This window comes from Bradyrhizobium sp. 138, from assembly GCF_023074075.1.
GTDB lineage: Bacteria > Pseudomonadota > Alphaproteobacteria > Rhizobiales > Xanthobacteraceae > Bradyrhizobium.
Genome location: NZ_JADPKT010000086.1, coordinates 21,253 through 34,896, shown reverse-complemented (window position 1 = coordinate 34,896; position 13,644 = coordinate 21,253). Strand labels below are relative to the sequence as shown.

The following is a 13,644-nucleotide window of genomic DNA, read 5'->3' as shown; positions in this document are numbered from 1 at the left end:
ACTGGCGACAGAACCTCGTGCCTTTAATTTGGCGTCATGTTGCACCTGCGCGCCTGCTATGTTAGCAAAGCCGCGATTTTAACGAGCCCGGCACGTCCCGTGCTGGTCGAAAATCGAAGTCCCGCTTGAATTCCAAGGGCTTGGATCGCTAGGCGCCGCTTCGTGGCGACGGTTTTTCCCTTGCGAGTTTGACAGCAAAAAGAGCGCGTCTGTGGCTGCAGAAGATACGTCCGTTTCCGGTGTGTCGGGCCGTTATGCAACGGCCTTGTTTGAACTGGCCCGCGACCAGAAAGTGGTCGATGAGGTCAAAGCCGATCTCGACAAATTCGAGGCCTTGCTGAACGAGAGCGCCGATCTGAAGCGTCTCGTCCGCAGCCCGGTATTCGCGGCCGACGCCCAGTCCAGGGCCCTGTCGGCCGTGCTGGCCAAGGCCGGTATCGCCGGCATCTCCGCCAATTTCCTCAAAGTGCTGACCGCCAACCGCCGCCTGTTCGTGGTGACGGACGTCATCCGCGGCTATCGCGCCCTCGTCGCCAAGTTCAAGGGCGAGACGACGGCCGACGTGACGGTGGCGGAAGCGCTCTCTGACAAGAATCTCGACGCCCTCAAGGTTGCCCTGAAGTCGGTGACCGGCAAGGACGTCGCGCTGAACGTGAAAGTCGATCCCGCGATCATCGGTGGCCTCGTCGTCAAGCTGGGCAGCCGGATGATCGATGGTTCGCTTCGCACCAAACTCAATTCGATCAAGCACGCGATGAAAGAGGCAGGCTGATGGACATCCGCGCCGCGGAAATTTCCGCGATCCTCAAGGACCAGATCAAGAATTTCGGCCAGGAAGCTGAAGTCTCCGAAGTCGGACAGGTGCTGTCCGTCGGCGACGGTATCGCCCGCGTCTACGGTCTGGACAACGTCCAGGCCGGTGAAATGGTCGAGTTCGAGAACGGCACCCGCGGCATGGCGCTGAACCTCGAAACCGACAACGTCGGTGTCGTTATTTTCGGCGCCGACCGCGAGATCAAGGAAGGCCAGACCGTCAAGCGCACCCGCGCCATCGTGGACGCGCCGGTCGGCAAGGGCTTGCTCGGCCGCGTCGTCGACGCGCTCGGCAATCCCATCGACGGCAAGGGCCCGATCCAGGCCGACAAGCGCATGCGCGTCGACGTCAAGGCGCCCGGCATCATCCCGCGCAAGTCGGTGAGCGAGCCGATGGCGACCGGCCTCAAGGCGATCGATGCCCTGATCCCGATCGGCCGCGGCCAGCGCGAGCTGATCATCGGCGACCGCCAGACCGGCAAGACCGCGATCGCGCTCGACACCATCCTGAACCAGAAGCCGCTCAACGCGCAGCCGGACGAGAACATCAAGCTGTACTGCGTCTACGTCGCGGTCGGCCAGAAGCGTTCGACCGTCGCCCAGTTCGTGAAGGTGCTGGAAGAGCAGGGCGCGCTCGAATACTCGATCGTCGTTGCCGCCACCGCCTCGGATCCGGCGCCGATGCAGTACATCGCGCCGTTCACCGCCTGCACCATGGGCGAATTCTTCCGCGACAACGGCATGCACGCGGTCATCATCTATGACGATCTGTCCAAGCAGGCCGTCGCCTATCGCCAGATGTCGCTGCTGCTGCGCCGTCCGCCGGGCCGCGAGGCCTATCCGGGCGACGTGTTCTATCTGCACTCCCGCCTGCTCGAGCGCGCGGCGAAGCTCAGCAAGGACCATGGCTCGGGCTCGCTGACGGCGCTGCCTGTCATCGAGACGCAGGCCAACGACGTGTCGGCCTACATCCCGACCAACGTCATCTCGATCACCGACGGCCAGATCTTCCTGGAAACCGACCTGTTCTTTCAGGGCATCCGTCCCGCGGTGAACGTCGGCCTGTCGGTGTCGCGCGTGGGTTCGTCGGCGCAGACCAAGGCCACCAAGAAGGTCGCTGGCAAGATCAAGGGCGAGCTCGCGCAGTACCGCGAAATGGCGGCGTTCGCACAGTTCGGTTCCGACCTCGACGCCTCGACCCAGCGCCTTCTCAACCGCGGTTCGCGCCTGACCGAACTGCTGAAGCAGCCGCAGTTCTCGCCGCTGAAGATGGAAGAGCAGGTCTGCGTGATCTGGGCCGGCACCAACGGCTATCTCGATCCGCTTCCGGTCAACAAGGTGCGCGCGTTCGAGGACGGTCTGCTCTCGCTGCTGCGCGGCAAGAATGCCGACATCCTCAACACGATCCGCGACAGCCGCGATCTCTCCGACGACACTGCTGCCAAGCTGAAGTCGGTGGTCGAAGGCTTTGCGAAGAGCTTCGCGTAATTGCGACGTGGCCGGATCGTCCGGCCACGACCGCTTCGCGAGAGGCAAACAATAAAGTGCATGCCCGGCGCCCGGCCGGGTTTTGCGGTAGGGACAGGCTAGCAGTCCGACGTAGCGTCGAACTGCCGGGGTGAACGAAGAATGGCGTCACTTAAAGACATGCGCGTCCGCATCGCCTCCACCAAGGCGACGCAAAAGATCACCAAGGCCATGCAGATGGTCGCGGCCTCCAAGCTGCGCCGCGCGCAGACCGCTGCGGAAGCTGCACGTCCCTATGCCGACAAGATGAGCGCGGTGATTTCCAACATCGCCAGCGCCGCGGCGGGCTCGCCCGGCGCGCCGGTTCTGCTGGCCGGCACCGGCCGCGACCAGGTCCACCTGCTGCTGGTCTGCACCGGCGAGCGCGGCCTGTCCGGCGCCTTCAACTCCTCGATCGTGCGTCTTGCCCGCGAGCGCGCCCTGGCGCTGATGGCGCAGGGCAAGGACGTGAAGTTCTTCTGCGTCGGCCGCAAGGGTTACGAGCAGCTCCGCCGCCAGTTCGACAAGCAGATCGTCGAGCACATGGACCTGCGCAGCGTCCGCCAGCTCGGCTTCGTCAATGCCGAGGACATCGCCAAGAAGGTGCTGGCGCGTTTCGACAACGGTGAATTCGACGTCTGCACGCTGTTCTATTCGCGCTTCCGCTCGGTGATCGCGCAGATCCCGACCGCCCAGCAGATCATCCCGCTGGTGGTCGAGGAGGGCGGTGCCGCCAACACGACGTCTTACGAATACGAGCCGGAAGAGGACGAGATCCTCACCCGTCTTCTGCCGCGCAACCTCGCGGTCCAGATCTTCCGCGCGCTGCTCGAGAACAACGCCTCGTTCTACGGCGCGCAGATGAGCGCGATGGACAACGCGACGCGCAACGCCGGTGAGATGATCCGCAAGCAGACGCTGGTCTACAACCGCACGCGTCAGGCGCAGATCACCAAGGAACTGATCGAAATCATCTCGGGTGCCGAGGCCGTCTGACCAAGGCGCTTCAGTACCCATCACACGCAACATCCCGGTCAGACTGACCGCGGTTTAGAAGTTCGGATCGAAGGAGACATTCAATGGCAGCCCAGGTCGGTCGCGTCACCCAGGTCATCGGCGCCGTCGTCGACGTGCAGTTCGAAGGCCACCTCCCGGCCATTCTCAATTCGCTCGAGACCAAGAACGGCGGCAACCGCCTGGTGCTCGAAGTCGCCCAGCATCTCGGCGAGTCCACCGTCCGCACCATCGCGATGGACACCACCGAAGGTCTGGTCCGCGGCCAGGAAGTGACCGACACCGGCGCGCCGATCCGCGTTCCCGTCGGTGAAGGCACGCTCGGCCGCATCATCAACGTCATCGGCGAGCCGATCGACGAAGCAGGTCCCGTCAAGTCGGACGGCCTGCGCGCGATTCACCAGGAAGCGCCGACCTACACCGACCAGTCGACCGAGGCCGAAATTCTCGTCACCGGCATCAAGGTCGTCGATCTCCTGGCTCCCTACGCCAAGGGCGGCAAGATCGGCCTGTTCGGCGGCGCCGGCGTCGGCAAGACCGTGCTGATTCAGGAGCTGATCAACAACGTCGCGAAGGCGCATGGCGGTTACTCCGTGTTCGCCGGCGTCGGAGAGCGTACCCGCGAGGGCAACGACCTCTATCATGAGTTCATCGAGTCCAAGGTCAACGCCGATCCGAAGAAGCCGGACGAGGGCGTGAAGTCGAAATGCGCGCTGGTGTTCGGCCAGATGAACGAGCCGCCGGGCGCCCGCGCCCGCGTCGCGCTCACGGGTCTGACCATCGCGGAAGACTTCCGCGACAAGGGCCAGGACGTGCTGTTCTTCGTCGACAACATCTTCCGTTTCACCCAGGCCGGTTCGGAAGTGTCGGCGCTGCTCGGCCGTATTCCTTCGGCGGTGGGTTATCAGCCGACGCTCGCCACCGACATGGGCGCGCTGCAGGAGCGCATCACCACCACGCAGAAGGGCTCGATCACCTCGGTGCAGGCGATCTACGTTCCGGCCGACGACTTGACCGACCCGGCGCCCGCGACCTCGTTCGCGCATCTTGACGCGACCACCACGCTGTCGCGCTCGATCGCCGAAAAGGGCATCTACCCGGCGGTGGACCCGCTCGACTCGACCTCGCGCATGCTCTCGCCGCTGGTCGTCGGCGAGGAGCACTACGCGGTCGCCCGTCAGGTCCAGCAGGTGCTGCAGCGTTACAAGGCACTCCAGGACATCATCGCCATTCTCGGCATGGACGAGCTTTCGGAAGAGGACAAGCTGACCGTGGCCCGCGCCCGCAAGGTCGAGCGCTTCATGTCGCAGCCGTTCTTCGTCGCCGAAATCTTCACGGGTTCGCCGGGCAAGTTCGTCGACCTCGCCGACACCATCAAGGGTTTCAAGGGCCTGGTTGAAGGCAAGTACGACCACCTGCCGGAAGCGGCCTTCTACATGGTCGGCACCATCGAAGAAGCCGTCGAGAAGGGCAAGAAGCTGGCGGCGGAAGCCGCCTAAGCTGGCGAATAGCGAATAGGGAGTGGCGAATAGCTGCTCCCTGTTTCAACCACTCGCCATTCGCCACTCACCATTCGCAGGTTTCTTATGGCCACCTTCCACTTCGATCTTGTCTCTCCGGAAAAGCTCGCCTTCTCGGGCGAGGTCGATCAGGTCGACATCCCCGGCGTCGAGGGTGATTTCGGCGTGCTGGCGGGTCACGCACCGGTCGTGGCTGCGATCCGGCCCGGCATTCTGACCGTCACCACCGGCGGCCGCCACGAGAAGATCATCGTGCTCGGCGGTCTCGCCGAAGTCTCCGAAAACGGCCTGACCGTGCTCGCCGACGTCGCGACGTCGCTCGCCGAGCTCGATCGCACGCAGTTCGCCGAGACGATCGCGGAGATGGAAGAGAATCTGAAGGAGCACGAAGGCAGCGAGCTCGATCAGGCCATCGAGCGGCTCGACCACTTCAAGAGCATCCAGCACCAGCTCAATTCCACGGCTATGCACTAAGCCCCGGGGCACCGCTCCGGGGCTCGAATAAGACATTCCTGCAAAGGAATTCCTGAACAGGTTCAGCGCTCGTCACCACCGTGGCGGGCGCTGAAACTGTGTTGCACCGCGCCGCCGATGGCGGCATTCTGCCCTCGCGGATTTGTTCCTGGGGCTGGCGCAAATGAAACGCAAGATCGCGGCGATTTTCGCGGCCGATATTGCCGGTTACTCGAGGCTGGTCGCGGAAGACGAGGAGGAGACGCTGCGGCGTCTGGCCTCCTATCGCGAGGTCGTCGACGACTTCATCGCCAGGGCCGGCGGGCGCATCTTCAACACGGCGGGCGATGCCGTGCTGGCGGAATTCCCGAGCGCGGTCGATGCGGTGCGCTGCGCCATCGACATCCAGGAATCCCTGCGGACCCGCAACATGGCCTATCCGCCGAGCCGGCAGATGTCGTTCCGCATCGGTATCACCATCGGCGACGTCGTCGAGCGCAACGGCGATCTCTTGGGCGACGGCGTCAATATCGCAGCAAGATTGGAGGGGCTCGCCGAGGTCGGCGGCATCTGCGTCTCTCGTGCGGTGCACGAGCAGGTCGCCAACAAGCTCTCGGTGCAGTTCGCCGATATCGGCGCGCAGGAGGTCAAGAACATCCCGACGCCCGTGCATGCCTACATGGTGGCGATGCGGCGCGAGAACGGGACCTATAGCAAGCCGCAACTGAAGAAGCCGGCCTCCAAGCTGGCCGCTGCCCCCGTGTGGATGTGGCCGCTGGTGGTCGCGGTGGTCTCGATCGTCGCCATCGGCGTCACTGGCTTTCTCTACAACACCAAGCTCAAGCAGACGGCCAGTGTCGCACCGACGCCGGCCGTGACACCAAGTGCCGCGCCGACGGCAAATGCAGCGGCGCCGAGCCCAATGCCGACCCAGCTTGCCAAGGCGCCGATGACACCGATGGCGCCGCAAAATGCCGGGGCTGCCATGGCCCCGATGCCTGCCCCGTCGCCATCGGCCGCGCCGATGGCCGGCAAGCTTGCGGCCGACAACGTGCCCTTCATCAACGAGCGCGTGCGCAGCTTCCTCGCCGGCGACTATTCCACGGCCGGCGACTACAAGGCCTTCGCGCTCAATGTCGGCGGCTTCTCCGGCTCGTCGCTGAACCAGCCGAGCGAGGAGGCCGCGCGCAACGCCGCGATCGAGCAATGTCAGAAGCGCGCCGACGCCGCGCAATCGCCGCGGCGCTGCGAGCTCTATGCGGTCGGCAACACTGTCGTTTACAGCCGCGGCAAGCCGCCGATGCCGCCATCGCCGTATTTCCGGCATGACGCCATGACGGAGCGAGCGTTCGCCTCAAAGGACTTTCCGATCGTGCGCGAGCCGCAAAAAGTCCGGCTCGAGAACATGTTCGTGCCGGCTGCGAAATCGCGCTCGGTCGCGCTCGGGCCGGGCGGACAATATTTCATGGTGCTCGGCGCCTCATCCGCCGAGGATGCGGCACGGCGGTCGCTGGAATCCTGCGGCGCCATCGCCGGCGTGGCGTGCCTCGTGGTCGCGATCGACGACAATTTCGTCGTGCCGATCCCGACGCTGTTCAGGATCACCGGCTTCTTCAATGCCGCCTCCAATGCCTCGATCGTGGCCGATGCGCGCGGCGAAGTGGTGCGCAAGCTCGGCGATGCCGTGGGCTGGAATGCGGTTGCCGTCGGCACCGCCGGCCGGCCGGGTCTCGGCCTCAAGGCCGCCGACGAGCAGGCCGCCGTCAATTCCGCACTCGCCGACTGCGCCAGGCGCGACAGCGATTGCCACGTCATCGCCATCGGCCCGTTCACGGTGGGACCGATGAATTAGGGCGCGCTGAGATTAGGCCCGACGGGCGCGCAGCAAATGCTGCGTTCCCTTCCCCGCAAGGGCCCGCAAGGGAGAGGGAATGAGAGAGCGAGCGTCCCTTACGCGAAGATTCTCGACAAAAATTCTCCAATCATTTCAAACCCCACTCTACTGTGCATGGGGTTGTTTTCGCGGTTTCAGTTTCCGAAGGCCGCAAACTGCCCAGCCACTGCGCGATAAACCTCACGTCGGAACGGCACCACGATGTCGGCGACACGATCCAGGCGCTCCCAGCGCCAGGCGTCGAACTCCGCCGGCTGGTCGTTGCGCGGCGTCAGCGGGTCGATCTCGTCATCCTTGCCGGTGAAGCGCAGCGCGAACCATTTCTGACGCTGGCCGCGGAATTTCGCTAGGCGATGCGTCTGCGGGCCGTCATAGGGCGGGAATTCGTAGGTCAACCAGTCGGTCTCGCCAAGATAGTCGGCGCTGACGACGCTGGTCTCCTCCCAGAGCTCGCGCATCGCGGCGTCGCGTAAGTTCTCGCCCTCGTCGACGCCGCCCTGCGGCATCTGCCAGTCGAGCCCCGGCAAAATGATCTCGGGGCCGTCGCCCTTGAAGCGGTGGCCGATCAGCACGCGGCCATCGGCATTGAAGAGGGCAATGCCCACGTTGGGGCGGTAGGGCTTTTCATTGGTCACGCGGGCATCTCTCATCGTCATTCCGGAGATGCCTTAGCATCAACCCGGAGCGACAATTTGATTCATTCATTCGCCAGCGCGGAAAATTCCTGCACCACGCGCTCATAGACCGGGCGCTTGAAGGGAATGATCAGCCCGGTCAGATTCTGCATCGGCTCCCAGCGCCAGCTGACGAACTCGGCCTTGTGGCCGCCGCCACCGGGCTTCTCGACGTTGATCTCGCTGTCCTTGCCGGTGAAGCGCACCGCGTACCATTTCTGGCGCTGGCCGCGATAGCGGCCCTTCCAGGCGCGCCCGGCGACCGTGCGCGGAATGTCGTAAGTGAGCCAGTCCGGGACCTCACCGAGCCGCTCGACCGAGCGCACGCTGGTCTCCTCATAGAGCTCGCGCTTGGCGGCCTCCCAGGTGTCTTCGCCGGGATCGACGCCGCCTTGCGGCATCTGCCAGACATGGGTGTCGTCGACATGCTCGATGCCGCCGGCGCGGCGGCCGATGAACACCAGGCCCTTCGTGTTGATCAGCATCACGCCGACGCAGGTCCGGTAGGGCAGATCCTCGTAACGCGCCATTCCGCCAGACCTCTCGCATGCTGTCGGTAAGGCACGAAGTGGCCGCGGGGACCCGTGCCGTACCAATTCGTTGATTTAGCTGGATTTTGATTTCAGCATCACGGTTGTCAATGGCACCAGAAGAATACCCCGGTCGCCCAATGTCTTGGTCCAGGCGCCGATGCGCTCGATCGAGACGGGCAGGGCGGAAGCCGTGCCGACAGCCGCGCCGCGCTCGCGTGCCGCCGATTCGAGCTTGTTCAGGGCGCGGTCGATCTCGGTCGCCGTCGGCACCGCGTCGATCGCGATGTCGCCCTTGCCGAACGGCATGGTCTGGTTCGCTGCAGCCTGGGGCGCGATGCTGCGGGGCGAGGAGCCGTCGTCGAAGAAGCCGAGGCCGCGCCTGGCCGCCTCGCGGATGATCGGCTGCATCGCCGGCTCCGTCGCGATGAAGCGGGCGCCCATGAAATTGGTGATGCCGGCATAGCCCTGCATCCGGCTCAAATGCCAGTACAGGCGGTCCGTGTTCTGGTCGGCGCTGAGCGAGGTCAGCAGCGTCTGCGGTCCCGGATCGTTGTCGGGGAAGTCGTAGGGCTCCATCGGGACCTGCAGGAAGATCTCGTGGCGCTGCGCCCGGGCCCGCTCGGCGAGCTTGCCGGGATCGGCGCCGTAGGGCGTGAAGGCCAGCGTCACCGCTGCCGGCAGCTTCATGATGGCATCGGTGGTCTTGGCGGCGCCGACGCCGAGGCCGCCGATCACGATGGCGACCACCGGCATCTTGGCGGCCTTGGCGCGGTCGGCGTCTGCCGCGTAGACGTTGAATGGCTTCAAGTCGCCGGCGACCACCGGGATCATGCCGTAGCGTGACTTCTCTAGCAGTTTTGGATTGATCCCGGCCATGACGGGAGGCGGCGCTGATGCTGAAGCATCGGCCTTGTCGGCGGCTTCGCCGGCACCGATGACCACGTCGTGGCGGGCGCCGGTGGAGCCGTCGATCATGGTGACGGTCTTCTGCTCGCCGGGAGCGGCCTGCTTCGGCGCTTCGTTGGTCTCGTGCTTGCCCTCTGGCTTGGTTTCGGAGCCATGGCCTGCGGCGACGGGCTTCTCGTCCGGTGCCTTGTCCGCCGGGTTGATCGCGATCCGCGTCATCGGCTCGCCGCCGAGCGGATCCTTGTTCAAGATGGCGAAGCCGGCAAAGGCGGCGAGGAACAGGCCGAGCAGGACGGCAAGCAGCTGCATAGCCGTGAACGGCAGCCGCAGCCGGCGTTTCCGGCGCGGCTTGTCCTGTCCGAGCGGGGCGCTCAGATCATCGGCCGTTTCAGTCATGCGCGATCCCGAATCACTGCCAATGACGATACCACGCCGGGGTCAAGCGGCGGCAGGCCGGGATAGGCCGGGGATGCCAGGGGTTCCAAGCAAAAAGGGCGGCTCGAGGAGCCGCCCTTTGTGTTGGATCGCGTGGTGCCAAGACCTGACTTGACAAGACCTGACTTGACAAGAGCTGGCTTGAAAAGACCTAGTTCGCCGCCTTGGGCTTGTCGGCGGCGGCCTTGTTGTCGCCGCCAGGGGTGGGCGCGGCGGAGGCGCTGTTCTTGATGCCATGGAGCAAATCGTCGGCGAGCTTGAGCGCCTTGTCGTCCTTGGCGTCCGGCGGGACGTAGGACTGCGAGCCGGTCTTCTCGTCGCCGTCGTTCTTGAGATGGCCGCGCAGCGAAGCTTCGCCCTTGGTGTCGGTGCGCGCCTTCAGCTCGTCCGGCACGTCCTGCAGCACCTCGATGTCGGGCACGATGCCCTTGGCCTGGATCGACTTGCCCGACGGCGTGTAATAGCGCGCCGTGGTCAGGCGCAGCGCGCCGTTGCCGCTTCCGAGCGGAATGATGGTCTGCACCGAGCCCTTGCCGAACGAGCGCGTGCCGACGATGGTCGCGCGCTTGTGGTCCTGCAGCGCGCCGGCGACGATTTCCGACGCCGAAGCCGAGCCGCCATTGACCAGCACGATGACCGGCTTGCCCTTGGTGAGGTCGCCCGAATGCGCGGTGCGGCGTTGGGTCTCCTCGGCATTGCGGCCGCGGGTCGACACGATCTCGCCCTTCTCCAGGAACGAGTCCGAGACGGTGACAGCTTCCTCGAGCAGGCCGCCCGGATTGTTGCGGAGGTCGATGACGTAGCCTTTGAGCTTGTCGCCGATCTGATTCGAGAGGTTGGCGACCTCGCGCTTCAGGCCTTCGGTGGTCTGCTCGTTGAACGTGGTGATGCGGATATAGCCGATGTCGTCCTGCTCGACACGTGCGCGCACCGAGCGGACGCGGATGTTGTCGCGCACCAGGGTGACGTCGATCGGATTGTCCTGGCCCTTGCGGATGATCTTGAGCTTGATCTTGGTGTTGACAGGGCCGCGCATCTTCTCGACCGCCTGGTTCAGGGTCAGGCCCTGCACCGCCTCGTCGTCGAGATTGGTGATGATGTCGTTGGCCATGACACCGGCGCGCGAGGCCGGCGTGTCGTCGATCGGCGAGACCACCTTGATGAGGCCGTCCTCCATCGTGACCTCGATGCCGAGGCCGCCGAACTCACCGCGGGTCTGCACCTGCATGTCGCGGAAGCTCTTGGCGTCCATGTAGCTCGAATGCGGATCGAGACCGGTGAGCATGCCGCTGATGGCGGATTCGATCAGCTTGGTGTCGTCGGGCTTCTCGACATAGTCGGAGCGCACGCGTTCGAAGACGTCGCCGAACAGATTGAGCTGGCGATAGGTGTCCGCGGTGGCAGCTCGCGCGCTCGAGCCCATGAACACCGCGCGCGGCTGCGTCACGAACAGCGTCAGCGCCGCACCGGTAGCTGCGCTGAGGAGGATTACTGAAGTCTTGCGCATCATCCGCGAACCTTCTCGCCTTCATTTGCGGCCCACCATGGGCCTGGATCGATTGGAGTGCCGTCCTTACGGAACTCGACATACAGCACAGGTTGACTCGCGTTCGTCGCGAGAATGGAAGCGACCTGAGAGGTCGACCCCATGGTCGCGACCGGCTCCCCCGTGAGCACAAACTGTCCGATGTTGACCGAAATGCGCTCCATCCCGGCGATCAGGACATGATACCCGCCCCCGGCATTGAGGATCAAGAGTTGTCCATAGCTGCGGAAGGGGCCGGAATAGACCACCCAGCCGTCACACGGCGTTGTGACCTGGGAGCCGGGCTTGGTCGCCAGCGAAATGCCCTTCTGGACCCCGCCGACCCCGTCGGAACCGCCAAAATCCCTGATCTTGTTACCGTTAACCGGAAGCGGCAGGAGACCCTTGGCCGAGGCGAAGGCGATGGCGGGGGTGGTCCGGGAGCGATCCTTGAACGCAGCCGGGCCGGACTTGGCGCTGGCGGCCGCGTTTGCCGCTGCTGCCTTGGCCTCCTTGGCCTCGGCCTGCCTGGCGGCCTCGGCGGCCTTCTCGGCTGCCTTGGCGGCGCTCTGCAGGTCCTGCTCCATCTTGGTGATCAGCCCCTGGAGATCACCGACCTGCTTTGAGAGCATGATCGCGCGCGAGTTCTCGGCGTCGAGATCCTTCTCGCGCGCCGCCTGTTGGCGTTGCCGCTCGTCGACAAGGGCGGTGAGCCGGGTCTGGTCGCTGCGGACCCGGTCGTGGTCAGAGGCGAGCTGGTCGCGCTCGGTGGCGATGGTCTTGCGCAAGGCTATCAGCTCGCCGAGCTCGCTTGCGATCTTTTCGGCGCGGCCGCGCAACTCCGGCACCACGGCGCCGAGCAGCATCGCGGTGCGCAGCGATTGCAGCGCATCTTCGGGCCGCACCAAGAGCGCCGGCGGCGTCCGCCGCCCGGCCCGCTGCAATGCCGCCAGCACTTCGACGATATCGGCGCGGCGCGAATCCAGCGAATTGCGCATCTCCTGCTCGCGGCCGTTCAGGTTTCGCAGCCGCGCTTCGGTGGCGTCGATCTTGGTCTCGACGCTGCGCACATTGGCGGCGGTGTCGATCAGCTGCTGGTTGAGCTGGGTGCGGTCCTGGCCGAGCGCGGTGATCTCGGCCTTGAGCTTGGCCTGTGCTTCCTCCGCGCTCTTCTGCCTGGCGCGGGCGGCTTCCAGCTCCTGCTCGCGCTGCTTGATGGCATCGGGCGAGACGGCTGCGGTCTGCGGCGCCGGATTTGCCGTCTGAGCTTGCGCGAGGCTTATGTACGCTTGCGCGAGGCTTGCGCCGGCAACGCTTCCGATCAGCAACAGGTTGAGGAGCGGCGCTCGCATCGTGTCGGCAAAGGTGCTCGTTGTGGCGCGTGTCACGCGCGGTGATAGGGGTGGCCCGCCAGAATGGTGGCGGCCCGGTAAAGCTGTTCCAGAAGCATGACGCGGACCATTTGGTGCGGCCAGGTCGCAGAGCCGAACGCGATCGCGAGCTTGGCCTTACGGCGCAATTCGGGCGAAAGTCCGTCCGCTCCTCCGATCACGAAGATAGTATGTCCGGCCCCCTCGTCGCGCCAGCGGCCAAGATGCCGTGCGAATACGGTGGATTCGAGATTCTGGCCGCGCTCGTCCAGCGCCACCAGGATCGATTTTTCCGGAATATGGACGGAGATCGCCGCGGCTTCCTCGGTCATCCGCGTCGCGGTGTCCCGCGCGCGGCTTTCGGCAACTTCGTAGACACTGAGCCCGCGGAATCCGAGCTTGCCGCCGGCTTCGCTGAACCGCTCGAAATAGCGGTCGGCAAGCTCCCGTTCGGGGCCCTGCTTCAGCCGGCCCACCGCAATGACAGCAACACGCATGATATCTTCAGGGCCTGATATCTTCAGGTCGCGTTTCGAGACCGCGCGCAATAAGCGCGCGCACGACGCTAGCATGCGCGTCAGCCGATTCGAAATCGGCCCGATGAGCCTAGATCGCCTTCGCCGCCCCTGGGCCCTGCGTGTACAATCGCTCGAGATTGTAGAACTCGCGGACCTCGGGTCGGAATACGTGCACGATCACGTCGCCGGAATCGATCAACACCCAGTCGCAATTGGGCAAGCCCTCGACATGGATGTTCTTGATGCCGTTTTCCTTGAGGCCCTTGGCGACGTTTTCCGCGATCGCGCCAACGTGCCGGTTCACCCGGCCGGTGGTGACGATCATGTAGTCGGAGTACGCCGATTTGCCGCGAAGGTCGATTGTGACCGTCTCTTCCGCCTTCATGTCCTCGAGGCGGGAGAGGATCAGGCTCAGCGTCTTGTCGGCGTCGGGTTGCGCCTTCAAGGCCGCAGCTTTGGTCGATGTTTTACGCGCCGGCTTGG

The 13,644-nt window shown here is 64.8% G+C and carries 13 protein-coding genes; 6 read left to right on the top strand and 7 right to left on the bottom strand.

The annotated features are described in order from the left end of the window. The first annotated feature begins 211 nt into the window (after positions 1 to 211). The 6 genes from IVA79_RS29770 to IVA79_RS29745 all read left to right on the top strand — a co-directional run bounded on the left by IVA79_RS29770 (position 212) and on the right by IVA79_RS29745 (position 7,158). Complete coding sequence (locus IVA79_RS29770) at positions 212 to 772, top strand: F0F1 ATP synthase subunit delta (RefSeq protein WP_247559809.1); 561 nt, start codon at positions 212 to 214, stop codon at positions 770 to 772. Beyond that, the gene (atpA, locus tag IVA79_RS29765; RefSeq protein WP_209969353.1) at positions 772 to 2,301 is read left to right on the top strand and encodes a F0F1 ATP synthase subunit alpha; all 1,530 of its coding nucleotides are present in this window, start codon (positions 772 to 774) and stop codon (positions 2,299 to 2,301) included. Before IVA79_RS29770 ends, atpA begins: the two co-directional genes overlap by 1 nt. 141 nt (positions 2,302 to 2,442) lie before the next feature. Next, positions 2,443 to 3,315: a F0F1 ATP synthase subunit gamma gene (locus tag IVA79_RS29760; RefSeq protein ID WP_247559807.1), complete on the top strand. Its 873-nt coding sequence runs from the start codon at positions 2,443 to 2,445 to the stop codon at positions 3,313 to 3,315. A gap of 83 nt (positions 3,316 to 3,398) precedes the next feature. Next, a complete protein-coding gene (atpD, locus tag IVA79_RS29755; RefSeq protein ID WP_247559805.1) occupies positions 3,399 to 4,832 on the top strand; it encodes a F0F1 ATP synthase subunit beta in 1,434 nt (477 codons plus the stop codon). An 87-nt stretch (positions 4,833 to 4,919) separates the two neighbouring features. Next, positions 4,920 to 5,327, top strand: a complete 408-nt coding sequence (locus IVA79_RS29750; protein ID WP_247559804.1) for a F0F1 ATP synthase subunit epsilon — start codon at positions 4,920 to 4,922, stop codon at positions 5,325 to 5,327. Between the two features lie 163 nt (positions 5,328 to 5,490). Next, positions 5,491 to 7,158, top strand: a complete 1,668-nt coding sequence (locus tag IVA79_RS29745; protein WP_247559802.1) for an adenylate/guanylate cyclase domain-containing protein — start codon at positions 5,491 to 5,493, stop codon at positions 7,156 to 7,158. A gap of 176 nt (positions 7,159 to 7,334) precedes the next feature. Here the strand turns inward: IVA79_RS29745 and IVA79_RS29740 are convergent, their stop codons facing one another. The 7 genes from IVA79_RS29740 to rsfS form a co-directional block, all read right to left on the bottom strand. Continuing rightward, the gene (locus IVA79_RS29740) at positions 7,335 to 7,835 is read right to left on the bottom strand and encodes an RNA pyrophosphohydrolase (RefSeq protein WP_247559800.1); all 501 of its coding nucleotides are present in this window, start codon (positions 7,833 to 7,835) and stop codon (positions 7,335 to 7,337) included. Between the two features lie 62 nt (positions 7,836 to 7,897). Further along, positions 7,898 to 8,404 (bottom strand): RNA pyrophosphohydrolase, encoded by a 507-nt coding sequence (locus IVA79_RS29735; RefSeq protein WP_247559798.1) that lies wholly within the window; start codon positions 8,402 to 8,404, stop codon positions 7,898 to 7,900. Between the two features lie 75 nt (positions 8,405 to 8,479). Further along, complete coding sequence (locus IVA79_RS29730; protein ID WP_247559796.1) at positions 8,480 to 9,709, bottom strand: divergent polysaccharide deacetylase family protein; 1,230 nt, start codon at positions 9,707 to 9,709, stop codon at positions 8,480 to 8,482. Between the two features lie 190 nt (positions 9,710 to 9,899). Then, the gene (locus IVA79_RS29725; RefSeq protein WP_247559794.1) at positions 9,900 to 11,258 is read right to left on the bottom strand and encodes a S41 family peptidase; all 1,359 of its coding nucleotides are present in this window, start codon (positions 11,256 to 11,258) and stop codon (positions 9,900 to 9,902) included. Beyond that, complete coding sequence (locus tag IVA79_RS29720) at positions 11,255 to 12,625, bottom strand: peptidoglycan DD-metalloendopeptidase family protein (RefSeq protein WP_247559792.1); 1,371 nt, start codon at positions 12,623 to 12,625, stop codon at positions 11,255 to 11,257. Before IVA79_RS29720 ends, IVA79_RS29725 begins: the two co-directional genes overlap by 4 nt. Before the next feature lie 32 nt (positions 12,626 to 12,657). Next, a complete protein-coding gene (gene rlmH / locus IVA79_RS29715) occupies positions 12,658 to 13,140 on the bottom strand; it encodes a 23S rRNA (pseudouridine(1915)-N(3))-methyltransferase RlmH (protein ID WP_247559790.1) in 483 nt (160 codons plus the stop codon). Positions 13,141 to 13,249: 109 nt separating this feature from the next. Then, positions 13,250 to 13,606: a ribosome silencing factor gene (gene rsfS, locus IVA79_RS29710; protein ID WP_018318847.1), complete on the bottom strand. Its 357-nt coding sequence runs from the start codon at positions 13,604 to 13,606 to the stop codon at positions 13,250 to 13,252. Positions 13,607 to 13,644: the final 38 nt, after the last annotated feature.